The 22,571-nt window shown below is 72.8% G+C and carries 17 protein-coding genes, 1 tRNA gene and 1 pseudogene; 12 read left to right on the top strand and 7 right to left on the bottom strand.

The window, feature by feature from the left end; translation table 11 throughout:
- Window positions 1–545: 545 nt before the first annotated feature.
- From EMA17_RS46180 to EMA17_RS46160, 5 genes are all read left to right on the top strand, one after another.
- Entirely contained in the window at window positions 546–2,072 is a 1,527-nt protein-coding gene (locus EMA17_RS46180; protein ID WP_246127324.1) for a sensor histidine kinase, read from the top strand.
- Window positions 2,073–2,152: 80 nt separating this feature from the next.
- A complete protein-coding gene (locus tag EMA17_RS46175; protein WP_126643224.1) occupies window positions 2,153–2,617 on the top strand; it encodes a roadblock/LC7 domain-containing protein in 465 nt (154 codons plus the stop codon).
- Window positions 2,614–2,973: a DUF742 domain-containing protein gene (locus EMA17_RS46170; protein WP_078977125.1), complete on the top strand. Its 360-nt coding sequence runs from the start codon at window positions 2,614–2,616 to the stop codon at window positions 2,971–2,973. Before EMA17_RS46175 ends, EMA17_RS46170 begins: the two co-directional genes overlap by 4 nt.
- Window positions 2,954–3,577 carry a GTP-binding protein gene (locus tag EMA17_RS46165; RefSeq protein ID WP_126643223.1) on the top strand — a complete coding sequence of 208 codons (624 nt, stop codon included), beginning with the start codon at window positions 2,954–2,956 and terminating at the stop codon, window positions 3,575–3,577. Before EMA17_RS46170 ends, EMA17_RS46165 begins: the two co-directional genes overlap by 20 nt.
- A complete protein-coding gene (locus EMA17_RS46160) occupies window positions 3,574–4,872 on the top strand; it encodes a cytochrome P450 (protein ID WP_174861533.1) in 1,299 nt (432 codons plus the stop codon). Before EMA17_RS46165 ends, EMA17_RS46160 begins: the two co-directional genes overlap by 4 nt.
- Before the next feature lie 52 nt (window positions 4,873–4,924).
- Here the strand turns inward: EMA17_RS46160 and EMA17_RS46155 are convergent, their stop codons facing one another.
- Together EMA17_RS46155 and EMA17_RS46150 are read right to left on the bottom strand one after the other, a co-directional pair.
- Window positions 4,925–6,139, bottom strand: coding sequence for a cytochrome P450 (locus EMA17_RS46155; protein WP_126643222.1), 1,215 nt, complete (start codon window positions 6,137–6,139; stop codon window positions 4,925–4,927).
- A 382-nt stretch (window positions 6,140–6,521) separates the two neighbouring features.
- A tRNA-Lys gene (locus tag EMA17_RS46150) sits at window positions 6,522–6,595 on the bottom strand.
- Between the two features lie 257 nt (window positions 6,596–6,852).
- Here EMA17_RS46150 and EMA17_RS52325 point away from each other — a divergent pair.
- The 4 genes from EMA17_RS52325 (at window position 6,853) to EMA17_RS46125 (ending at window position 12,798) form a co-directional block, all read left to right on the top strand.
- Window positions 6,853–8,697 carry a helix-turn-helix domain-containing protein gene (locus EMA17_RS52325; protein WP_160161811.1) on the top strand — a complete coding sequence of 615 codons (1,845 nt, stop codon included), beginning with the start codon at window positions 6,853–6,855 and terminating at the stop codon, window positions 8,695–8,697.
- Window positions 8,698–8,771: 74 nt separating this feature from the next.
- Entirely contained in the window at window positions 8,772–9,917 is a 1,146-nt protein-coding gene (locus tag EMA17_RS46135; RefSeq protein ID WP_174861532.1) for a hypothetical protein, read from the top strand.
- Window positions 9,914–11,458 (top strand): serine/threonine-protein kinase, encoded by a 1,545-nt coding sequence (locus EMA17_RS46130; RefSeq protein WP_126643219.1) that lies wholly within the window; start codon window positions 9,914–9,916, stop codon window positions 11,456–11,458. Before EMA17_RS46135 ends, EMA17_RS46130 begins: the two co-directional genes overlap by 4 nt.
- Window positions 11,449–12,798 carry a DEAD/DEAH box helicase family protein gene (locus EMA17_RS46125; protein ID WP_126643218.1) on the top strand — a complete coding sequence of 450 codons (1,350 nt, stop codon included), beginning with the start codon at window positions 11,449–11,451 and terminating at the stop codon, window positions 12,796–12,798. Before EMA17_RS46130 ends, EMA17_RS46125 begins: the two co-directional genes overlap by 10 nt.
- A gap of 86 nt (window positions 12,799–12,884) precedes the next feature.
- Here EMA17_RS46125 and EMA17_RS46120 read toward each other — a convergent pair whose 3' ends face one another.
- Both EMA17_RS46120 and EMA17_RS46115 read right to left on the bottom strand, forming a co-directional pair.
- Window positions 12,885–13,220 carry a DUF8844 domain-containing protein gene (locus tag EMA17_RS46120; protein ID WP_170222367.1) on the bottom strand — a complete coding sequence of 112 codons (336 nt, stop codon included), beginning with the start codon at window positions 13,218–13,220 and terminating at the stop codon, window positions 12,885–12,887.
- A 421-nt stretch (window positions 13,221–13,641) separates the two neighbouring features.
- Window positions 13,642–14,079 (bottom strand): hypothetical protein, encoded by a 438-nt coding sequence (locus EMA17_RS46115; protein WP_246127323.1) that lies wholly within the window; start codon window positions 14,077–14,079, stop codon window positions 13,642–13,644.
- Window positions 14,080–14,415: 336 nt separating this feature from the next.
- Between EMA17_RS46115 and EMA17_RS46110 the strand changes: the two are divergent.
- Window positions 14,416–15,441, top strand: a pseudogene (locus EMA17_RS46110) (NsdA family TPR-like regulatory protein); the annotation flags it as partial.
- Between the two features lie 243 nt (window positions 15,442–15,684).
- Here the strand turns inward: EMA17_RS46110 and EMA17_RS46105 are convergent.
- Together EMA17_RS46105 and EMA17_RS46100 are read right to left on the bottom strand one after the other, a co-directional pair.
- Window positions 15,685–16,350 carry an HAD family hydrolase gene (locus tag EMA17_RS46105; protein ID WP_126643215.1) on the bottom strand — a complete coding sequence of 222 codons (666 nt, stop codon included), beginning with the start codon at window positions 16,348–16,350 and terminating at the stop codon, window positions 15,685–15,687.
- A gap of 286 nt (window positions 16,351–16,636) precedes the next feature.
- A complete protein-coding gene (locus tag EMA17_RS46100; RefSeq protein ID WP_246127322.1) occupies window positions 16,637–17,449 on the bottom strand; it encodes a phosphatase PAP2 family protein in 813 nt (270 codons plus the stop codon).
- A 259-nt stretch (window positions 17,450–17,708) separates the two neighbouring features.
- Between EMA17_RS46100 and EMA17_RS46095 the strand changes: the two genes are divergently transcribed.
- Together EMA17_RS46095 and EMA17_RS46090 are read left to right on the top strand one after the other, a co-directional pair.
- Window positions 17,709–18,845: a phosphotransferase family protein gene (locus EMA17_RS46095; RefSeq protein WP_126643214.1), complete on the top strand. Its 1,137-nt coding sequence runs from the start codon at window positions 17,709–17,711 to the stop codon at window positions 18,843–18,845.
- Window positions 18,846–19,089: 244 nt separating this feature from the next.
- Entirely contained in the window at window positions 19,090–21,360 is a 2,271-nt protein-coding gene (locus tag EMA17_RS46090; RefSeq protein WP_126643213.1) for a RelA/SpoT family protein, read from the top strand.
- Here the strand turns inward: EMA17_RS46090 and EMA17_RS46085 are convergent.
- On the bottom strand, window positions 21,357–21,860 hold the full coding sequence (locus tag EMA17_RS46085; protein WP_160161810.1) for a MarR family winged helix-turn-helix transcriptional regulator: 504 nt from the start codon (window positions 21,858–21,860) through the stop codon (window positions 21,357–21,359). The genes EMA17_RS46090 and EMA17_RS46085 overlap by 4 nt on opposite strands.
- Window positions 21,861–22,571 lie beyond the last annotated feature (711 nt).

Raw genomic sequence — 22,571 nt, 5'->3', positions numbered from 1 at the left:
GATTGCGGGCCGATGAATCGGCGGATCGACCGGGGTCGCGGCGCCCGCGTCGGTGGTGCGTTCGGCGCGGCCGGCGCGGAGACGGCGTTCGGTGTACTTGCGCGAGAACGGGTGGAGAGGGTATTGGCGTCGCACCGCCATCCGCTCCTCGGCGTCTCCCCTATATAGCGGGTGGCCTTCGAGGTCGGCCGCGGGCGCTCGTGGGTCGTGCGCGGGCCGGCCGCGCGGCCTTTTCTCGGGTCCTCCGTACGTGAGACTGGTCACCGCCGAGGGGGGTTCGCCCGGCCTCGCGGCTGGTCGCGTGCGGCTGTGCGGGGGGTGGCGGGCGTGGGTGGCGAATTCGGTCGGACGTGGCCGGATTCGCTCTCGACAGGGGTTTGCGCCGGTTCGATCGGCCGCCGGAGAGATGGGTAACTCACGGACATATCAGTCCAGTTGGCGACACGTCAGGCTACGCATGCGTCCGGAAGGTCGGTGTTGGGCACGTCCGGATCCGGCCCGGTAGGCTCACGCCCGACCAGCCCCCGGCAACGAGGATCCGCTTGATGTCAGCAGTAGACATGCCCCCTCGCGCCCGGTCCGAACGACCCCCGATGGGGCGGCCACTGCTCGCCTTCGCGGTCGTGTCGATCTGTACCGCAGGCGCGGTCGTGTGGGCGGTGTCGGCCGTCGGCTCGAAGCATCGCACCACCGTCGCGGTGGGCGGCGTGGCGGTCGCGCTGGCGTTGGCCATCGCGGTCGCGGCCACCGTCTACGCGATCGGGACCGCGGACCTGCTGCGCGCCAGGGTCGCCACGTTGGAGGGTGACGCGGCCCGCTGGAACGACGCCAACCGGGACCGGATGTCCGCGTTCCAGGCCGAGGCGACCCGTGTCGCCGACCAGACGTTGCCCGCGCTGGTGGCGCTGTTGCGCGACGGCGCCTCGGTGGAGACCGCCCTGGCCGGCGTACCCACGCCGCAACACGAGGCGCTGGAGCGCATGTTGACCACCGTGGCCCGCGAGGTGGGCCAGGGCGAACGGATGCGTGCCGCCGCGATGTCGGCGTGCGCGAACGCCGCCGGCCGGGTACAGGCGTTGTCCACCAGCATGCTCGCCGACCTGCGCGAGATGGAGGGCCGGCACGGCGAGGAGGTCTTCGGCGACCTGCTCCGGCTCGACCACAGCACCGCCCAGGCGGGCCGGCTCGCGGACAGCATCGCGGTACTCACCGGCGCGCGTTCGGGGCGGCGCTGGACCAAGCCGATCGTGATGGAGAGCATCCTGCGCGGCGCGGTCGGCCGGATCAGCGCCTACCAGCGGGTGCGGGTGCACTCGACCAGCGAGGCGGCGGTGGCCGGCTACGCGGCCGAGGGCGTGATGCACGCGCTGGCCGAACTGATGGACAACGCGACCAAGTTCTCGCCGCCCTCCGAGCAGGTGCACGTCTACGTCGAGGACGTGCCGGCGGGCGTCGTGGTCACGGTGGAGGACGGCGGCCTGGTGATGGGCGAGTTCGCCCTGCGGCGGGCCGAACAGGCGGTCTCGGCCGACGTGTTGGACCTGACCACACTGTCCGGGACGCGCCTGGGGCTGGCCGTGGTGGGCTGTCTGGCCCGCAAGCACGGGCTGACCGTGTCCTTCCGGCCGTCCTCGCGCGGCGGCACCGGCGTCGTGGTGATGATTCCGCGGCAGTTGGTCGGCGAAATCCGGCCCGAGCCGCGCAAGCGGGCCGCGCCCGCGGTGCGTTCGGGGCGGGCGAACCCCGTCGAGGCGGCGCCGGCGGTGCCCGCGCCCCGGGCGATCGCGGAAACCGCCGCGGCGCCCGTGACTCCCGCGGCGCCCTCGGTGTCCGAGCGGGGAGCCGAGCCGGCGTCCGCGCCCACGCTCTCCGGGTTGGCCAAGCGCCGACCCGGACAGACCCTGGCCGCCGCGGCCAGGGCGGCCGAGCGGGCCGAGTCGCGCTCGGACGCCGGCTCCCGCGAGAGCAGATCGCGCCCCGCGCCCGGGGCCCGCTTCGGCGCGTTCCGCCAGGCGGTACAGGGCGAACGACCGGGTCGGGACGTGACGGCGTCCCCCGACGACAAGTCCTGATCGCCCCTTCGCCGGGTGGTACGCAACGAGAGAACGGAGGCGGGGGCGGGCATCCGATCGATGTCCACCCCGGAAGCCCTATGAGCGCAACAGCACACGGCACCGAAGCGCAGCGGACCGACCCGCAACGGCGGTCCGAGCGTGATCTCGACTGGCTCCTGGAGAACCTGATCGAGCGCACCCCGGGCACGCGGCACTCGCTGGTGTTGTCCAAGGACGGCCTGAAGCTGTGCCGTACCGGCGGGCTCACGATCGACCAGGCCGACCAGCTCGCCGCCATCGCGTCCGGCATCCAGAGCCTGTCGCACGGCGCGTCGATCGAGTTCGGCGACGGCAGCGGCGGCGTGCGCCAGTCGATGACCGAGTTCCACGGCGGCATCCTGTTCATCGTCGAGGCGGGCGAGGGCGCGCACCTCGCGGTGATCGCGGACGACGACGCGGACGCCGGGGTGGTGGGCCACAACATGAACGAGTTGGTCGAGCAGATCGGCGAGTATCTGAGCACACCGGCTCGGAACTTCGACGAAGGCGGCCGATCGGCATGATCCGGCGGCCAGTCGACAGCGGCGATCCGGACCGGCTGTACACGGTCACCAACGGTCGAACGCGCGCCGACGAGGACGCGTTCGACCTGGTCACCCTGATCGTCAGCGAGTGCGAACCCACGCCGGGCATGCAGTCCGAGCACGTGCGGATCCTGCGGATGTGCGATCGGCCGACCGCCGTGGTGGAGATCGCCGCCGAACTGGGTCTGCCCGTGGGCGTGGTGAAGATCCTGCTCTGCGACCTGCTCGACACGGGACGAATCACCGCGCGGCACCCGCGCCTGTCCCCGCGCCGGGCGCAACTACCCGATACCGAGATCCTGAAGCAGGTGCTCGTTGGACTCCACAACCTCTGAGCTCGCCACGTCCGAGCCGGCCGTGCGTACCCCCCTGGCGAGCACCGCGAGCGACGGGCTCAAGATCGCCATCGTGGGCGGGTTCGGCGTCGGCAAGACGACGATGGTGCGCTCGGTGAGCGAGATACGTCCGCTCAACACCGAGGAGACGATGACCCGGGCGGGTGTGGGCATCGACGACGCGCGCGGCGCGGACGGCAAGACCACCACCACGGTCGCCTTCGACTTCGGTCGGATCTCGCTCAACGACGAGATGGTGCTGTACCTGTTCGGCGCCCCCGGGCAGGAGCGCTTCTGGTTCCTGTGGGACCGGCTGTTCTCGGGCACGCTCGGCGCGGTCGTGCTGGTCGACCCCAGGCGGCTCGAGGACTCGTGGTACGCGATCGACCGGCTGGAGCACCACGGCATGCCGTTCGTCCTGGCGCGCAACAACTTCGGGCCGCCCGAGCACACGCTGGAGGAGGTGCGCGACGCGCTGTCCCTGCCCGCGGAGATCCCGATGGTCGACTGCGACGCGCGCAGCCGGGAGTCCAGCAAGGCCGTGCTGATCGCGCTGGTGAACCACCTCTACACGTTGTCCTTCGCCCGGGAGCACGCCCTGTGACCACGCCTTCGGACCTCAACGACCCGAACGCCCCCGCGCCGCCGGAGGGTTGCCCCGCGCACGCGGGCGGCGGGCCGGCCCTCGACCCCTCGCACGAGGGTGCCGCGCGGTTGTCCGGCCCGGGGTTGTGGCAGGACCCGCACGGGATGTACCGCAAACTGCGGCAGGAGCACGGCTCGGTGGCACCGATCCTGCTCGACGGCGACATCCCCGCGTGGTTCGTGCTCGGCTACCGCGAGGTGCACCATGTCACGGCGAACGACCAGATGTTCGCCCGCGACTCGCGGCGCTGGCACGCGTGGGACCGGATCGCGCCGGACTGGCCGCTGATGCCGTTCGTCGGCTATCAGCCGTCGGTGATGTTCACCGAGGGGCCCGAGCACCGGCGCCGGGCCGGCGCGATCAGCGACGCGCTCGCGGCGGTGGACCAGTTCGAACTGCGCGCCCAGGCCGAGCGGATCGCGGACCGGCTGGTCGACGACTTCGCCGGGGTGGGCGAGGCCGAGTTGATGGCGGACTACGCGCACCGGCTGCCCTCGCTGGTGGTGGCCCGGCTGTTCGGGCTGCCCGAGGAGGAGACCCCGGATCTGGTCCGGGACCTGGCCGGCTCGTTGGACGGCGGCGAGGGCGCGGTGGAGGCGTACCTGCGGGTGCGGGACACGATGGCCCGACTGCTGGAGCGCAAGCGCGAACGGCCGGGCGCCGACGTGCCGTCGCGGCTGCTGGTGCACCCGGCCGAGCTGGCCGAGGAGGAACTGATCCAGGACATGCTCGTGGTGATGGCCGCCGCCCAGCAGCCCACCGCGAACTGGATCGGCAACACGCTGCGGCTGATGCTGACCGACGACCGTTTCGCGCTGACCCTGTCCGGCGGCCGGCGCAGCGTCGGACAGGCGCTGAACGAGGTGTTGTGGGAGGACACCCCGACACAGAACTTCATCGGCCGCTGGGCGGTGCGCTCGACGGTGCTCGGCGGGCAGAAGATCAAGGCCGGCGATCTGCTGGTGCTCGGGCTGTCCGCGGCCAACACCGACCCTCAGGTGCGGCCCGACTCGCACGCCGGCGCGGCGGGGAACAGCGCGCACATGTCGTTCAGCCACGGCGAGCACCGCTGCCCGTACCCGGCGCCCGAGTTGGCCGAGGTGATCGCGCGGGCGGCGATCGAGGTGCTGCTCGACCGGCTGCCCGACGTCAACCTGTCGGTGCCCACCCGGGAGCTGGTCTGGCGCGACTCGGTGTGGATGCGCGGTCTGGAGAACCTTCCGGTCGAGTTCACCCCGGCGTACGTGGGGTGATCCCGGGTCGGCGCGGGGACGGGCGGGTGGCCCGTCCCCGGGACCGCGCGGCTCAGGCCACCGGGGTGAAGGTGACCGGCAGCGCGACCGGGCCGCGGGTGAACACGCCCGCCTCGGCGGGGGCGAAGCCCGGGGCGAAGGCCAGGTCGGGCATCGCGTCCAGAAGCTGGTTGGCGCCCACCTCGACCTCGGCCGCCGCGAGCAGCGCGCCGACGCAGAAGTGCCGGCCGAGCGCGAAGGACAGATGGTCGGCCGCCGCGGAGAAGGCGGTCCCGGCAGTCAGGTCCTCGCGGAAGATGTCGAACCGGTCGGGGTGCGCGTAGCGCCGGTCGTCCCGGTTCGCCGCGCCGATCAGGCAGGTGAGCGTGCTGCCCGCGGGCACCACTCCGCCGGCGAGTTCGACGTCCTCGGCGGGTTGGCGCATGATCATGTGCACCGGCGGCGAGTAGCGCAACGTCTCGGCGAACGCCCGCGGGATCAGCGAGCGGTCCGCGCGCACCGCGGCGAGTTGGTCGGGGTGTTCGAGCAGGTTCTTGAACAGGCTCGCGATCGCCTTGTCCGTCGTCTCGCCGCCGGCGGCGAGCAGCAGGCTGCAGAACGCCTTGATGTCCTCGTCGCTCATCCGGGTGCCGTCGATCTCGGCCAGGCACAGCGTGGACAGCAGGTCCTCGCCCGGATCGGCCCGGCGCTCGGCGATCAGCGGCAACATGTACGCGGCGAACTCGTCCCGGGTGCGCAGCCCGGCGGCGGCCACACCGGGGTCCTGGCTCAGGTTGCCCAGGAACGCGATGACCGACGTGTACCAACCCTGGAAACGCTCGTGGTCGGCCTGGTCCAGGCCGAGCATGTCGGCGATCACGTTCACCGGGAAGCGCTGGGCGAACTCCGGTACCAGGTCCACCGATCCGCGCGCGCGGAAGGCGTCCACCAGCCGTCGGGCGTTGCGCTCGATCACCGGCATGAACGTTTCCTGGAGGGTGTTTCCGCGAAACGCGGGTGCCACCAGCGCGCGCCGCACCGCGTGTTCGCGCCCGCTCATCTGCAGGATGGTCCGCCCGTGCACGGGCTCCAGTTGCCAGTCGTAGTTGTCGGTGGTGAACACCGGCTCCTTGAAAGCCCGTTCGAGGTCCGCGTAGCGCGAGATGATCCAACTCTGCATGCCTTCGTGCCACAGCAGCGGGTGTTCGTCCCGCATGCTCCGGTAGAGGGGATACGGATCGGCGGCGAACTCGGGCGAAAGTATGTCGGGCACGTCCAGAGCGGTCATCGAATCGAATCCCCTTGTCCCGCAACGCGATCGAAGATCATCCAGCAACCCGCCCAGGCTATGGACCCAACCACCTCGGGGTCCACCCCCGCCCGGTGCGCGCGCCACCGACCACCGGTCCGAGCGGTTCGGCCCTCGCCCGCCCCCGGCACCGGCGCGAGATTACGTCCTCGGGGAGCGGCGCGAGGGCGCGCATCCACGTCGGCGCATGCCGCCGTCGGGGACACGAAGGCCGGCTCCGCGACGCCGCGGCACGCGTCCGTCGAGATCACGACGGGCGCCCACGCGTGCGTGCTGCCGGATATGGCTCACCGGACAGGCGAAACGAACAAGGGCGCTCTTCCGAATGGAAGAACGCCCTTGTCGTACAACTTTCTTGCGGTGCGCCGCCAGGGACTCGAACCCCGGACCCGCTGATTAAGAGTCAGCTGCTCTAACCAACTGAGCTAGCGGCGCTTGCGTTGCGTGGGAAACATTAGCAGGGGTCGGCGGTGATCGAAAATCGACACCCGAGGACCGGCCTCGATCGGGTCCGGGGGCGCGCGGGGAGCGTATCGAGGGCGCGCAAGGTCCCTCGAAGGACTTCTTTGAGGACACGGGGAGGACGCCGCTTTCCGGACATCCGCAAAGAGGTCCCCCGGCCCGTCTCACGGCGGGTACCGTCGGCATCACAGCCTGCACAGCACACCGCACGCGTTGACACGGGAGGGCCGATGGCCATGCGGCAGGGGGCCGGTCCTTCGTCCGGGAATGTCCGGCTCAAGGCCCTGCGGCACTCGCATGGCTGGGTTTCCCAGCAACAATTGGCCGACGCGTTCGAGAAGAAGGCGCTCGAATGCGGCCTCCGTCTCGGGGTGAGCGTACGGCAGGTGCGCCGGTGGGAAAGCGCCGAGCCGCCCTGGCCGACCCCCGATTATCAGCAGGTCCTGCAGGCTTTGTTCGAGCGGCCGCTGACCGATCTCGGATTCACCCCGCCGTGGCAGGCGGAGCTGACGGCGGAGTACGGCGAGGGGTACGCCGAGGGCCACCCCGAGCCGCAGCCCGTGCCGGAGCAACCGGCGCCGCCGAGTCCTCCCGCGCCCGCCCGCGAAGCCGGGTGGGCGTCGGAGCTTTCGGAGCCGGCCGCCTACGGCGAGGCCCGGGTGCGGCGACAACCGCCACCACCCGGCGGCGGCCCGCTCGGGGGGGCGATGGCGCTGCCCGCCCGCACCGGGCCCCCGCCGCCGCCCGGCCGACACGTGCCGCCGCCGCGATCCGGCCCGGTGTCGCCGCCGGGGCCCGTACCGCCCCCCGGCCTCGCGCCCCCGCCCGGCCCGGTGCCCCCACCCGGCCTCGCGCCCGTCCCGGCCCAGGCGCCGCCGTTCGAGGACGGCCCCACCGTGGTCGACGGCCGGCGGCTGGAGGGCGACCGGCCCCGTGACCTGCCGGTCCGGCCACCGCTGCGCGTGATCGGCCCCCGTCCCGTCGAGGCGCCGACCCGGGCCCTGGAGATCGCCACCCCCGCCGTGCTGCGCCAGCTCCTGCGCGACACCCCCGACCCGGGCCCGCTGGCCGTGCCGATGCACTCGCGGGCGGGCCAGCTGACCGTGGTCGGCGCCGACCAGTACGCGATGCTCACCCGGACCTACCGGCAGATGTACTGGGTCGCCCCCGCCGCCATCGCCTACCCCTCGGTGATCACCCACGTGCGCCTGGGCACCCAGCTGCTCGCCGCCCCCGGCCCGGCCCGGGCCCGACGGATCCTGGGCGCCTCGCTCGCCGAGACCGCGATGCTGGCCGGCCGGATGGCCTTCTTCGACCTGAACCGCCCGCACGACGCGCAGGACCACTACCTGGTCGCCTACCGGGCCGCCAACGAGGCGAACGACACCCTGCTCGCCGCCGCCGTGCTCGCGCACACCGCCTTCATCCCCGCCTTCGACGCCGCCCCCACGGCCGCGGCGGACATCCTCGACTTCGCCCGCAAGACGGCTACGCGCGAAGCGCCGACGGTGATGCGCGCCTGGTTCGACGCGGTGCAGTCCGAGTTCGAGTCGCTGCGCGGCACCCCCGAGCGTGGGCTGCACCTGCTCGACCGGGCCGAGGACCTGCTGTGCCACCCCGACAACACCCCCACCCCGCCCTGGCTGGACTTCTTCGACGCCTCCCGGCTGTGGGGCTTTCGCGGCAAGGCCGAACTCACCGCGCGCCGGATGGACCAGGCCCAGGGCTCGCTCAACGACGCGCTGGAGAACCTGCCGCCCAACGGCGACAAGCAGCGCGCGGTGATGTACGCCGACCTCGCCGAGGCGGCCTTCCAGGCGGGCGAGGTGGACGAGGCGTGCGGCCGGCTGTTCCAGTCCATCGACATGTTGCGGATGCACTGGTACTCGATGGGCATGGACCGGGTCCGGGACACCCGCAAACAGCTGGAGCCGTACAAGAGTTCGGTCGCGGTGCGACAACTGGACGAGGCGCTGGCGTCGTTCTCCGAACTCGCGCCCACCGACGAGACCGGCTTCGTGGCCCTGCCCTCGGCCGAGGACGAACGCGATGATCGGCGTGACGATCGGCGCTGAGTTCCGCCTGTCGGTCACATGGTCCACACTGACCCGGGACCGGACGGTTCGACGACGAAAGCCGTACACGAGACATGGGCACGACGGGTACGACCGGCGCGATCGCCGGCAGGCTGGAGCAGTTGCGCGGCGAACTGCCCACCCGCAATCACAACGCCCGCACGGTGGCCGCCCTCGCGGCCAACCCGGGCTGCGCCCGCCGCGGCGTATTGGACGCGGCCGGCATCGAGAAGACCGTACTGGCCGAACGCCTCGGCTTCCCCGCCCGCTACGGCCGCTCCCCGTTCGCCATCGGCCGCGGCAACGTGTTCGAGGCCCGGGTCAAGGCCGACGACGGGCGGGAGTTGCGCCGCCTCCTCGCCGAGGTCCTGGGCGCCGACCCCGACGACGGCGCGCTGGTCGACGTGGACCGGGGCGGCCCCACCGGCCCCACCGCCCGCCCCGGCCGCGAGGAACGGGTGGCCCGCACCCGCGAGGCGCTCCTGCGCGCGGCGAGCGGCGATCCGGACGCCTGCGCGATCCTGGACCACCCGCTGCTCCCGCTCGACGTGGCCGGCCGGCGCGCCTACCTGGAACCCGACGCGATGGCCTGCCGGGTGGCCGGCCGACTGCACGTCGTGGAGATCAAGTCCTTCGCGATCATCGACGGCTCCGCCGACCCGGGCAAGCTGGCCTCCGCCACCCGACAGGCGGCGGTATACGTACACGCGCTGCGCGGGCTCGCCGAGGAACTGGGCCTGGATCCCGAGTCGGTGTCCACCGACATCGTGCTGGTGTGCGCCCAGGACTTCGCCAACCGCCCGATCGCCGTGGTGCTCGACGTGCGCCGCGAACTGGCCACCACCCGGAGGCGGTTGGCCCGACTGTCCGGGGTCGAGGAACTGTTCGCCGAACTTCCCGAGGGGCTGACCTTCGACGTCGCCGAGGAGCGGGTCGGCGCGGCCGTCGCCCGGGTGCCCGCCGCCTACCTCCCCGACTGCCTGTCCGCCTGCGAACTCGCGCTGTTCTGCCGGGACGAGGCCCGCGCCTGCGGCACCGGTGGCGACGTGGGCACGCTGGGCACCTCGGTGCGCGGCGCGCTCGGCGGAATCGACGACATCGGCACCGCGCTGGCGCTCGCCGACGGCACCCGTGCCCCCGAGCCCGGCCAGGAGGACGTGGCCCGGCTGCTCCGCCGCGCCCAGGCGCTGCGGCACGAGGCGCTGGGCGGTGTCGGGTGAGCACGATCGCCGCGCTCGGCCGGTTGCGCGCCGCCGCGACCGGGTACGCGCAGCCGGCGGCGACGGTGCGCCACCGGCACCTGTCCGCGCGTCCGATGGTGCTGGTGCCGTACGTGCTCGCGGGCGAGGCGTTCGCGCCGCTCGCCGTCCTGGTCGGTACCGATCGCGACCGGCCGCACCTGCTCGCCGTACCGCAACCGCGCGACCGCGACCGCCGGTTCGCGCACGCGGCGGAGCTGGCCGGGCGACTGCTGCCCCACCTGGGCGCGTTCGCCGCCGAGACCGAGACGATCGAGCGCCGGGGCGACGATCCCTACGAGCGCAGCCTGGACGCGCCGCAGGTGCTGGTGCCCACCGCGGGCGGGATCGAGTATCTGCGCCTGCTCGGCCGCTCCACCCGATTCCGGCGCACCGACGGCGAGTTCGCGGTGCCCGCCGGGGTGCCGCTGCTCGGCCGGTGGAGTACGTGGCTCGCGGATCGGGCCGGTGTGCCCGGATCGAGTGTGCTGCTCGCGATGACCGACCTGCTCACCCAGGCATGGGCGACCGGGCAGAGCGCGATGGAGGACGGCGACCTGGCCTCGCTGCTGGCCTGGATCGACCCGCCCGCCGGTCGGCGCGGGGACGAGGCGGCGCGGGAGGCGGAGGGTGGTCCGACGGCGGGCCCGGCCACCGATCCGGCGTTCGACGAACGGCTCGTGCCGCTGATCACCGCGTTCGACGAGGCGGTGGCCGCCGAGCGGGAGTCGGACGAGGACGCCGCCCGTGGCGAGCGCGAGCGGCGAGCCGAGCAGGCGATCCGGGACGCGCTGGCCGCCGAGTTGATGCCCACCTGGGATCGCATGTGGCGCGGCGTGGACCTGCTCTCCGCCCTGCCGGCGGGCGCCTCGGTGGCCGGGCGCTGGGAAGCCGACCGGGCCTCGTACAGCTTCTTCGCCGCCGACCTCGCCGACCCCGAATCGCGCCCGCAGCCGAGGGTGCCCGGCGCGATCTCGGCCGCCGCCCAACTCGCGGGCCGGGAGCGGGCCCAGGCCCGACTCGACGCCGAACAGGTGCGCGACGACCCGCTGTTGATGGCCGCCGTGCGGCTGGCCGGCGAGGCATTCCGGGGCGAACTGATCGCGGTGGACGCGGAGCGCATGGTCACCGAACCGGGCAAGAAGACCGCCCGACCGCGGCCACTGCTCGTCTTTCGCACCGAGGACGAGCCGCTGTTCGGGCCCGGTACGGAACTCGCCTGCGTGGAGCGCCCCGACGCCAAGGCCCGGGTGCTGGTCAACGAACCCGGCCGGATGGAGCTGGAGTTGTTCGGCGGGATGGGCGGCGGCAAGGCGCCCAAGCCGGGCAGCGTGCCCGAGCGGGGCGAGGTGTTGTGCTGGACCTCGCTGATCGCCGAGTTTCGGCGCAGCCCCGACTGGCCCGCCGTGGAGGACACCCCCTGGACGCACGGCGGCCCGCCGCCCGAGCCGGGCTCGGAGCCCGACTCGGCGACCGCGACCGGACCCGAGCCCGACGACGACGCGTTGGAGGAGTGGTCGTGACGACCGCGCACACTCGCGCCCCGCAGGGCGACCCGGCCGCGCTCGCCGCCGCCGCGACCGCCGCGGTGCTCGCCGACCTCGGCTCGGGGGCGCATCGCGGCGTCGTGGTCGACTCGCCGCCCGGCGCGGGCAAGTCCACCCTGGTGGTCCGCGCCGCCGGCGAACTGGCCGCGTCCGGCGAGCGGTTGATGATCGTGGCGCAGACCAACAACCAGGTCGACGACCTGCTGGTCCGGCTCGCCGAGGAGCATCCGCACCTGCCCGTGGGGCGGTTGTCCGCCACCGGCTACCGGCTGCCGCCCGCCCTGGTGGGCACCTCGGTGTCGAACGCGGAGAAGGCCGAGGCACTGGACGCCTGTGCGGTGGTGGTGGCCACGGCCGCCAAGTGGGCGCTGGTCCAGGACCGGCGCTGGCCGTGGGCGATCGTGGACGAGGCGTACCAGATGCGCTCCGACGCGCTGCTTCTGGTGGCGCGGTTGTTCGATCGGGCGCTGTTCGTGGGCGATCCCGGCCAACTCGACCCGTTCGCCACCGTGGACACCTCGCGCTGGCACAGCCTGAGCTACGACCCCTCGCAGAGCGCGGTGGTGGTGCTCCGCCGGCACAACCCGGACCTGCCGGTGCACCGGTTGCCGGTGTCCTGGCGGCTGCCCGCGAGCGCGGCGCCGCTGGTGTCGGACGCGTTCTACCCGTTCACCCCGTTCCGCTCCGGGACCGGCCCCGGCGAGCGTTCGCTGCGCTTCGAGGCGGCGCGGGAGCACGACGCGTACGACACGGTGGTCGACGTCGCGGCCGGATCCGGGTGGGGCCTGCTGGAGTTGCCCGCGCGGTTCACCGGGGCGGCCGACGAGGAGGCGGTACGGGCGGTGGCCACGCTGGCCGCGCGGCTGCTCGCGCGCGGCGGGACGGCGGTCGGCGAGCGTACCCCCGCCGGGGTGCCACTGGACGCGTCCCGGATCGCGATCGGGGTCAGCCACCGCGAGCAGCGGGCCCGGGTCGAGTCGGCGCTGCGCGACCTCGGCGCGACGGAGATCGTGGTGGACACCGCGAACCGGCTCCAGGGGCGCGAGTTCGACGTGACCGTGGTGCTGCATCCGCTGTCCGGGCGACGCGACGCGACCGAGTTCCACCTGGAGACGGGCCGGCTGTGCGTACTGGCCTCCCGGCATCGGCACGCGTGCCTGGTGGTCGCCCGGGCGGGTATCCCCGAACTGCTCGACGCGCACCCGACCGCGAACCCGGTCCACCTCGGCGTGCCGGTGTCGTTCCCGGACGGCTGGGAGGCGAACCAGGCGGTGCTGGCCGAACTCGGCAGGCACCGGGTGTCGCTGACACCCTGAGCGCGGACACGGCCCGCGGCCTGCGGGTCCGGGTCGTTGCGCGCGAGCGCCGGCCGCCCCCTCCGGCCGGCGTTCCCTACCGTTCGCTACTCGCCGCGCTCCAGCAGCAGCCGTCGGCCGTGCTCGATCATCTTCGCCGTGTATTCCTCGCCCCACCCCGCGCGCGCCGCGACCTGAGCCGTCGTCAGATGGTCGAACCGATTCGGGTCCGCCATCCGCGCCGCGGCCATCGCCTGGTAGTCCGCCGCCCGGTCGGCCGCCGCCCGGAACGCCTCGGCCAGGTCGGTCGAGCGGGTCAGCACCTCCTGGGGGTCGGTCAGATCGTCCAGGTCGAAGAAGCGTTCGTCGGGCGGTTCGGCGACCGAGGGCTCGAACAACAGCGGCACAGGCCGCATGCGGGGCTGGCGCGACTCGGACGGCATGCGCGGATTCCTTCCGACAGGGCAGACGTGCTGACGACGGGAACGGACGGGGGAGAGCAGCGGGAATCGGCCGATCCGAGAAGGTCGGCAAGATCCCGTGCCCTTGCCATTGTCGCCAACCGGGCGCCATCCGAAAGACCCTTGCCCGAAAGAGGGACGCCGGTCCGGGCGGCGCCCGGATAAACCCCGAATCGAGCGGGCCCGGGGTCCGATTTCGGGGTTTGGTCCGGCTTCGCCCGGGGGGTTCGGTCCGGCTCGTGTCCGGCTTCGGGTCGGCCCCGGTCCGGGCCGACGCACGGACGCGCCCCCCGGCCGAGGGGCCGAGGGGCGCGTCGCGTCTTGCCGATACCGGTCGGGTCGAGCAGATATTGGGGGAGCCGCTCGTGATGTCAGGTCTCCGACCGGTACGTCCTGGGCGACCTCAGATCGCCTGCTGGTGGCGCTCGGCGAGCGCGCGGGCGGCCTCGGCGATCGCCGCGCGCACGTGCCGCAGCGTGGTCAGGCGGTTGTCGGACGTGGGCGGCACCAGCCAGACCAGCGGGCCGTCGTTCTGCTCCGGCGGCGGCGGGAAGGTGATCCACGCGCCGCGTCCGTGGTGGCGCGGGCCGAGCCGGCGCTCGCGCGGGCGCATCGGCATCACGGCGGTCGGCGGTACGAGGAAGCCGATCCGGCGGTAGCGGCGGTCGAAGATGACCGGTCCGACCGGCACGCGGTGTGCGTGCAGCGTCTCCAGGGCCGCCCGACCGAGCCGGTCCTCCACCTCGATCACGTCGAACGTTTCGCCGGCGGCGACCAGGCGGGGTGCGTACGGGTTCCGAAGCGCGTCCTGCGGCAGCGCTGCCAGCGTCGTTCGGTTCACGTCGGCGTCCATCGGTGAGGCGGTCCTCTCGTTTCGTCATGGAAGTCATGGAAACGGAATCGTCCTCGGGGGCCGGAGCGGTCCTCGAGGCGTCCTCTGTGTCCTGCACGTGCCGGATGCGTCCGAGTTGTGCGTCGTCCGCCCTGCCCTTAGATGCAACCAGGCCGGTACACGGTGTGACGAGGCCCGCGGTGGGACTCCTGCAGGACGTGCTGAGGACTCTTGCCGCCCTAACGGGCTAGAGGCATGACGCCGCAGGTGGGACGGGGTCACGATCGAGATCCAGCACGGATCGTTCGGACCCGCTGCAGCACGTGATCGGGTCCTCCCAGTCATGTCCGTCAACCGACGCGTATGGAGGACGCGGTGCAACGACGTACCTTTCTGGCCGGCGCCGCCGCCGCCGGTCTCACGGCGAAGTCATCCGCCGCGTACGCCTCCTCGGCGCCGGCATCCACCCTCCCCGACCCCGCCGCCTATGTGGCCACCACCGCCCGTCTGCGGTCCCGCTACTGGATCGAGGAACCCGGGCGGTTGCTTCCGGTGGTGGCCGAACACGCCCGTCACGGTGCCCGGCTGTTGGCCGAGCGGCCCGAGGGGGCGCACTGTTCGGCGATCGCGGAGACCGCGCTGCTCGCGTCCCGGATCGCCTTCTTCGACCTGAGCCTGCGCGGGCTGTACGTGCGGCGCTGGCAGGACCTCGCGTTGGAGGCGGCGAACCGGGGTCGGGACGGCTCGCTGGCCGCGGCCGTGCTCGGGCACATGGCCTTCGCGCCGGCCTGGACCGGGCGCGGCGCCGAGGCCCGGGACACGCTGGCCGCGGCGCGGGAGCGGACCACGAGCGGCGACGCGGGTCCGACGCTGCGGGCCTGGTTGGACGCGATCGCGGCGGAGGCGGAGGTGCGGCTGGGTACGCCCGACGCGGCCTTTCCGCTGCTGGATCGGGCCGCCGACACGTTCGCGCCGCCGGACACGCCCGGGTCGTGGACGGCGGACGGCCCGCCGGCCTGGCTGGACTGGTTCTCGGCGGCCCGCCTGGAGGGTTTCCGGGGCGCCGCGGAGGTGGCCGCCGGCCGGTCGGCGGAGGCACGGGCGACGCTGGAGCGCACCCTCGCGGGGCTGCCGGCGCACAGCCACAAGCAGCGCGCGATGACGCTGGCCGAACTGGCCGCGACGGCGGCGGGCGCCCGGGAGCCGCAGGACGCCTGTCGGCTGTTGGAGGAGGCGCTCGACCTGGTCGGCGTGCAGGGGTACGCGACGGCGGTGGATCGGGTCCGCACGGTGCGGGCGTCGCTGGCGCCGTGGTCCCGGGAGACGTTCGTGCGAGACGTCGACGACCGCTTGCGCGCGGGCGGCGGGTAGGGCTCCGGGGCAGGGCCCCGAGGCAGGGCCGACGCACCCCCGCCCGCGAACGCCGGCCGGGCCGGAGCGGTCGCCCGGCCGGTGTTCGTCGCGGTGCCCGCGTGCTTTCGGCCTCGATCGCGGCGGGCTCGGGGTCGCACGTGCCGTACCCGGGGCATGCGGGCGCGTCGACGATGGGGGACCTCGCCGGCCGCCACGGCGACACGACGCGCACGAGCGCTCCGCGCTCGGCCCCGGGCCCGGTTACCGCTCCGTCGTGCCGTTGATCCGGGCTATGGCGGCCGGCAGTTCGTCCAGGGATTCCAGGCGCAGGTCGGTGACCGCCACCAGCTCCGGGTCGTCGGCGATCAGGTAGCCCCAGGGGCCGCGGCGGATGTGGGCGGTGCGCAGGCCCGCCCGGTGGGCCGGGCGGACGTCGTTGTCGAGGCGGTCGCCGACGTACAGGATCTCCTCCGCCGGACACGGGCACTCGGCCACGAGGCGTTCGAAGAAGGCCGGTTCGGGCTTGCCGATGCCCCAGTCGTCGGAGGTGGCGAGCAGGTCCACGCCCAGTTCCAGGTCGCGCAGGATGAGGCCCGCGTTCACCGTCTGATTGCCGACCACGCCCAGCCACAACCGCTGGTCGCGCAGCGCCTTGAGGCAGGGGCGGGTGTCGTTGTAGAGGTCCTCCTCGCCGAACCACTCGGGAAAACCGGCCTCGGTGCGCGCGGCCCGCTCGACGGTCAGGTCGAAGCCGGGCCGAAAGCGCTGGAACACCTCGCGATAGTCGAGGCCCTGCGCGATCACCGCCCCGAAGGTGGCCGCGAAGGTATGTCGGGGTACCCCGAGCCAGTCGGCCCACGTACCGTATTCGCGCGATTCGTCGACCAGGGTCTCGCCCACGTCGAACACCACGGCGCTGATCCGCATTACCGCTCCCGCTGTCGTCGCCTGCCGGCCCCGTGTCCTGTGCCCGTGCGTCGAACCCCTTCGTCCGCCAGGCGAGAAATGGGCCTGTCAGGCCGAGCCCGATCGGATTCGTCCGCCGTTGTGGCGACTTGTCCGTTCGACGTGCGCCCGATGGCGGAATCCTTGCCGCGTGCTCGGGCGTGGGGCCATCCAGAAGGTACCGCCTGCCCGCAGGGCCGGCGTCGTTCCGAGGTTGGATCCGGTCGATCTCGACCGAAATCGTTTTGTCCGTTACATGGCGAGGGCGTCAGGTGGTGTCTTTGTGGCCGGAATCGATCGCCGCGACAGCGGAATCCGACCCGGGCCGGCGCATCGCCACCCCACCCCACAGCCGGTCGAGACCGCGTACGACCCACGGCGACGCCAGTGCGCCCAGACCCATCACGGCCAGGCCCGCGACCACGTCGGCGAGGTAGTGGTTTCCGGTGCCGAGCACCACCACGATCACGAACAGCGGGTAGAGCACGGCGAGCCCGCGCACCACCCGGCCGCGCCCGTGCCGCCACACCTGCCACCCGCACCACGCCGCCCAGCCCACGTGCAGCGACGGCATCGCCGCGTACTCGTTGGTCATGTGCTCCATTCCACGCGGCGCACTGGCCCCACCGCCCCACCAGCCCCAGGACGCGAAGTGCGCCATGGTGTCGGTGAAGCCCTCGATCATCCGGGGCGGCGCGGTCGGGAAGAGCATGAAACCGGCCAGCGAGACCACCGTCGCGACGGCCAGCGTGGTGCGCGCGCCCCGGTACCGCTCCGGGCGTCCGCGCCACAGCCACACCAGGACCAGCGGCGTCACCACGTAGTGCAGTGTCGCGTAGGCGTAGTCGCAGACCACGCCGATGAACACGTGGTTCGAGACGACCTGGTTGAGCACGCGCTCGGGGTCCAAGTGGCTCAGCGACTCCACGTGCAGTATTCGCTCGGCGTTGCGCACCGCGGCGTCGGCGTCGCCGCGGACCACGAGCCGGCTCAGCGAATACGCCTCGTACAGCACCGCGATCAGCAGCAACTCGGTCCACCAGCGCGGACGCAGGCGAACCTTGGCGGGGGTTGACGACATCCACCCAGTTTGCAACACGCTCCGGTGCGGTACGGCACCGCGTTGGCGGAGCCCGGCCGGCACGCGCGAACGGGGTTGCGGGGCCGCCGTATCGCGGGCCGGATCGGGGCTCGCGGCCATTGATGACACGTGTCACACATGATAGAACGTGTTTCACTTTTCTGTCGGGCGGACGCCGCCGACAGGGCGGGGACCGGGCGTCGGCAGGGACGTCCGGCACCGCCGGTCGCAGTTCGCGACGTGGATACCGGAGGTTGTCGTGGCCGACTCCGACGAGGTCACCCGTCCGCAGACCAGCACGCGGGACCTGGCGACGGTGCACGATCAACTGCTGGTCTGGCTGACCGGCCGGCTGCCGGAGGGGGCCGAACCGGAGATCTCCGAGCTGCGCGCCCCGTCGGGCAACGGGATGTCGAGCGAGACGCTGCTGTTCGACGCGACGTGGACCGCGGACGGAGAGCGCCGCACCGAACGCTGCGTGGTGCGGATGCGGCCGGCGATGGACGCCAAGCCGGTCTTCCCGAGCTACGACATGGACAAGCAGTTCGCGGTGATGACGCTGGTCGCCGAGCGCTGCTCGATCCCGGTGCCCGCGCTGCTGTGGAACGAGCCGGACGAGGGGCCGCTGGGCGCCCCGTTCTTCGTGATGCGCCGGGCCGAGGGCGCCGCGCCGCCCGACGTGATGCCGTACACGATCGACGGCTGGATGCTCGCTGCCACGCCCGAGCAGCGCCGTCGGCTCCAGGAGGAGTCGGTGGCCGTGGTGGCCGCGATCCACGGGATCGAGACCACGCCCGAGGAGATCGCGTTCCTCCAGTACGACGGCGCCGGCGAGATCGCGCTGCGCCGGCACCTGGACGACCTGCGCGCGTTCTACGAGTGGGGCATCGAGGGGCAGCGGGTGCCGCTCCTGGATCGGGCCTTCGACTGGCTGGAGGACAACTTCCCGGCCGAGGTCGGCCCGGACGTGATCAGCTGGGGCGACGCCCGGATCGGCAACATCCTGTACGTGGACTTCGCGCCGACCGCGGTCCTGGACTGGGAGATGGCCGCGGTCGGTCCGCGCGAGCTGGACCTGGCCTGGATGATCTTCATCCACGCGTTCTTCCAGGACATCGCCACCCGCTACGGGCTGCCCGGCCTGCCCGACTTCATGCGCACCGAGGACGTGTGCGCGCGGTACGAGGAGCTGACCGGCCACACGCCGCGTGACATGCGCTACTTCGAGATGTACGCGGCGGTGCGGCACGGCGCGGTGATGGCCCGCATCGCGCACCGCCAGTGGCACTTCGGCGAGCGCGAGCAGCCGGCCGACCTCGACGAGACGGTGCTGCACAGGGGGTTGATCGAGGCGATGCTGGCCGGTACGTACTGGGAGCGCGCGGAGGAGAACTGACGCCCCGTCACCACCGCCCGCGCGCCCGTCCCGCGGCGGGCGCGCTCCTCGGGCCCGGTGGGTGTGCGCTCGGACAAGATCCCGAGGGGTTAGGCTTGACTCTTCACCATCATCCGAGACGGGCACATCTGACCCGTGCGGGTGATCGTGTGTGACGGGCGACATCACGCGGACACCGTCCGTGTTGTTGTCGGTAGCATGAATCACCGGGGGCGACTCCGGGGGTAGCTGCCGGAGGTGCCGCATGACGATCGGGGGACTCGACCCGCCGGCCGGGGCCGGTGTGCCCAAGGGCGCGCCGCGAGCCGAGGGTGACGTTCCGAGCCGGAGCATGTCCGACCGCGTCGGACGACTGTCCCGCCGGCCTGTCCAACAACCCATCCAACGACTGGGTCTGGCCGCGGTCACGTTTCTCACCGGAAGCCGTCGACGCACGCCGGACGCGGTCGAACCGCTCCTCCAGGTGCATCGTGTGCACCACCCGAAGGCCGATGTGACGGCCATTCAGGAGGCGTACGCGGTCGCCGAGTTGTCCCATCGCGGGCAGATGCGCAAGAGCGGCGAGCCGTACATCACGCACCCCCTCGCGGTGGCCACGATCCTGGCCGAGTTGGGCGCCGACACCACCACGCTGGTGGCCGCGCTGCTGCACGACACGGTCGAGGACACCGACCTGACCCTCGACGAGGTGCGCGCGGCGTTCGGCGACGACGTCACGCACCTGGTCGACGGGGTGACCAAGCTGGAGCGGGTCGACCTGGGCGACCGGGCCGAGGCCGAGACGATGCGCAAGATCATCGTGGCCACCGGTCGGGACCTGCGGGTGACCGTGATCAAGCTGGCCGACCGGCTGCACAACATGCGCACGATCCGATATCGCCGCAGGGCCAGCCAGATCCGCACCGCCGAGGCCACCCAGGAGGTGTTCATCCCGCTCGCCGAGCGGTTGGGCATCCACGTGCTCAAGTCGGAGCTGGAGGACATCGTCTTCGCCACGCTCCGACCCGAGGAGCACGCCGCCACGGCACGCACGGTCAGCGCCAGCCAGGCGGTCACCGACGAGGCCGTGTCGAAACTGTGTACGACGGTCAAACGCGCGCTGCGCGAGGCCGGGATCGAGGCGGAGGTATCGCCGCGCGCGCGGCACCACGTATCCGTGCGCCGCGTACAGAAGCGGCGCGGACGCGAGGACCTGAGCCCGTTCGACCTCTCCCGGCTGATGATCGTGGTCGACGCCGACACCGACTGTTACGGCGCGCTCGGCGTACTGCACACCTGCTGGTCGCCGATCGCGGGCGAGTTCAAGGACTACATCGCGACCCCCAAGTTCAACCTGTACCAATCGCTGCACACCGCGATCACGCTGCCCGAGGGCGACAAGGTCGAGGTACTGATCCGCACCCGCCGCATGCATCGCCTGGCCGAGTTCGGCGTCGTGGCGCACACCGGCAAAGCGGAGGCCGGGCCCGACGCCCCCGAGCAGCTTGCCTGGCTGCACCGGTTGCTCGCCTGGCAGGGCGGCATCCCCGACGCACACGTCTTCTGGAGCTCGCTGACCGCCGACCTGTCGGCGGACCGCGAGCTCCTGGTCTTCACCCCCGGGGGACGCCCGCTCACCCTGCCGGCAGGCTCCACATGCGTGGACGCGGCCTACGCGATCGACGAGCAGACCGGCCACCGATGTATCGGCGCGCAGATCAACGGCCGCCTGGTGGCGCTGAGTTCGGTCCTGGCGGACGGCGAGACGGTGTCCATCATCACCGCCCCGCCCGGCGCGGCGGCACCGTCGAAGGAATGGCTCTCGTTCGTCCGCAGCCCGCTGGCCCGGGTGGCGATCGAGGCCTGGTTGGCCAAGTATCCGAACGGCATCGAGGGCCGGATGGATCCGCTGCTCGCCCCGCCGCTCGGCAACCTGGCCGCCGCGGGCGAGGCCGCGCCGACCCTCCCGGCGAGCCGCCCGGAGCCGGTCGTCGCGCCCGACGAGGCCGCCGCCCAGGCCCCGGCCCGGACCCGACGCGCCCCCTCCGACCCCGGCGAGGCCGTGGTCAGCGTGCCGGGCTCGCCCGGAGCGCCGGTCCGCCTGGCCCGCTGCTGCACCCCGGTGCCGCCGGACGAGTTGGCGGGCTTCGTGATCCGCGGCGGCACGGTCGCGGTACACCGGGCCGACTGCACCAACGTCCAGCAGATGCGCCGCGCCGGCCGCGACGTGGTCGCCGCGTCCTGGCTGCCGCACCAGGCCGACCAGGGCTACCGGGTCACCCTGCAACTCGAGGCCCTGGACCGCCCCCGCCTCCTCGCCGACGTCACCGCCGCGATCGACGCGGAGGGCGCCGACATCACCTCGGCCTCGATCGCGCCGCCGCAGCAGATGCGCGTCCGACAGACCTACACGATCCGCCTGGCCGACCTGGCCACCCTCCCGAAGCTGCTCCGGGCACTGCGCCGGGTGCAGGGCGTCTACGACGTCTACCGGGCGAGGCCGCGCGTACACCCGAGAGTGGCGGACCGGCCCTAGGGCCGGTCCGATCCGCCGGACGCGCCCCGGCTCGGCCGGTTCCGTTCGGACTCGGTGCCGGGCTCCGTCACGTCGCCGCGCAGGACGTCGTTGAAGCGGGCCAAGTGGTCGGCGAGCGCACCCAGTTCCTCCTTGGGCCAGGAGGCGAACCGTTCCGCCATCACCGCGAGGCTGCGCCGCCGCGCGTCGGCGAGCCGCAACCGGCCGGCCTCGGTGACGGTGATCAGGTGCGATCGGCGATTGGTCGGGTCGGTGGTCCTGGCGATCAGCAGGGCCTCCTCCAGGGAGGTCAACTGCCGACTGATCGTGGTCTTGTCCAGGCTCAGCAGGCAGGCGAGTTCCTTGCCGGTCGAGGTCCCGCGCTCCTCCAGGAGGGCGAGCAGGTGGAACTCCGCCTGGGTGATCCCCGCGGCCTGGAGCGGAGGAGCCATCAACAGCCGAATCAACCGGGTGGCGGCACCGACCTCACGGACCACTCGCCGCTCAACGCTGTCCGACATCGCCTTGCTCCTCATCACCGCGCACCCTGAATGTGCGCCAAGCGTGCCGGAAACGGTTGCAAAACACAACAAGCTGCGCCGGGTGGGGGATGGGGGCTACGGACGGGGACGGGGGCGGGGCGGGTTGGGGGAGTCCGGGGGTGGGGGTGGGGGTGGGGCGTGAGGTGGGCGAGACGGGGTGCCGGGGTCGTGAGGTGAGCGAGACGGATGGCCGGAGTCGTGTCGGCGGCGTTGCTTTTTATTGGGCGCTCCGCGCCGGCTCGCGAGGCACCACTTTTCTGCTCCCCCGCTTCGCTCCTCCGCAGAAAAGCGGCCCCTCGCTCGGGGCCGTGTGTCCCTCCGCTTCGCTCCGGGCCACCCGACCCAAACTCTGCGGCTCCGCCGCTCTCCGCGCTGCGCGCGTCGACCGCGGGGGCAGCCCGAGTCGCGGGCGCTGACGCGCCGAAGCGGGCGGCGAGTCCAGGCCACCGAAGGCGGGAGCCAACCCTCGCATCGGCCGCGTAGCGGACGGGCGTCACGTGCGGAGCACAGTCGCTGGCCGCGTAGCGGCCTCGCGACTCGCGGCGGCCTCGCGCGGACGTGCAACGCTCCCCGGGCCCCGGCCCGGGTCACACCCGACGCGGCCCTCCGCGACACGGGCTTTCCCCGGTGACCAGTCGTCGGCCCATCCCTTCGGCGCGTCAGCGCCCCCGACACAGGCCACCCGCGCGA

Origin of the sequence: Embleya hyalina, assembly GCF_003967355.1 — a bacterium.
Taxonomy (GTDB): Bacteria; Actinomycetota; Actinomycetes; order Streptomycetales; family Streptomycetaceae; genus Embleya; species Embleya hyalina.
This window is presented reverse-complemented; position numbering and strand designations above follow the sequence as displayed.

Coding starts and splice junctions, on each gene's coding strand:
- EMA17_RS46180 (WP_246127324.1), top strand. CDS start 546: ATGTCAGCAGTAGACATGCCCCCTCGCGCCCGGTCCGAACGACCCCCG.
- EMA17_RS46175 (WP_126643224.1), top strand. CDS start 2,153: ATGAGCGCAACAGCACACGGCACCGAAGCGCAGCGGACCGACCCGCAA.
- EMA17_RS46170 (WP_078977125.1), top strand. CDS start 2,614: ATGATCCGGCGGCCAGTCGACAGCGGCGATCCGGACCGGCTGTACACG.
- EMA17_RS46155 (WP_126643222.1), bottom strand. CDS start 6,139: ATGACCGCTCTGGACGTGCCCGACATACTTTCGCCCGAGTTCGCCGCC.
- EMA17_RS52325 (WP_160161811.1), top strand. CDS start 6,853: ATGGCCATGCGGCAGGGGGCCGGTCCTTCGTCCGGGAATGTCCGGCTC.
- EMA17_RS46135 (WP_174861532.1), top strand. CDS start 8,772: ATGGGCACGACGGGTACGACCGGCGCGATCGCCGGCAGGCTGGAGCAG.
- EMA17_RS46120 (WP_170222367.1), bottom strand. CDS start 13,220: ATGCCGTCCGAGTCGCGCCAGCCCCGCATGCGGCCTGTGCCGCTGTTG.
- EMA17_RS46105 (WP_126643215.1), bottom strand. CDS start 16,350: ATGCGGATCAGCGCCGTGGTGTTCGACGTGGGCGAGACCCTGGTCGAC.
- EMA17_RS46100 (WP_246127322.1), bottom strand. CDS start 17,449: ATGTCGTCAACCCCCGCCAAGGTTCGCCTGCGTCCGCGCTGGTGGACC.
- EMA17_RS46090 (WP_126643213.1), top strand. CDS start 19,090: ATGACGATCGGGGGACTCGACCCGCCGGCCGGGGCCGGTGTGCCCAAG.
- EMA17_RS46085 (WP_160161810.1), bottom strand. CDS start 21,860: ATGTCGGACAGCGTTGAGCGGCGAGTGGTCCGTGAGGTCGGTGCCGCC.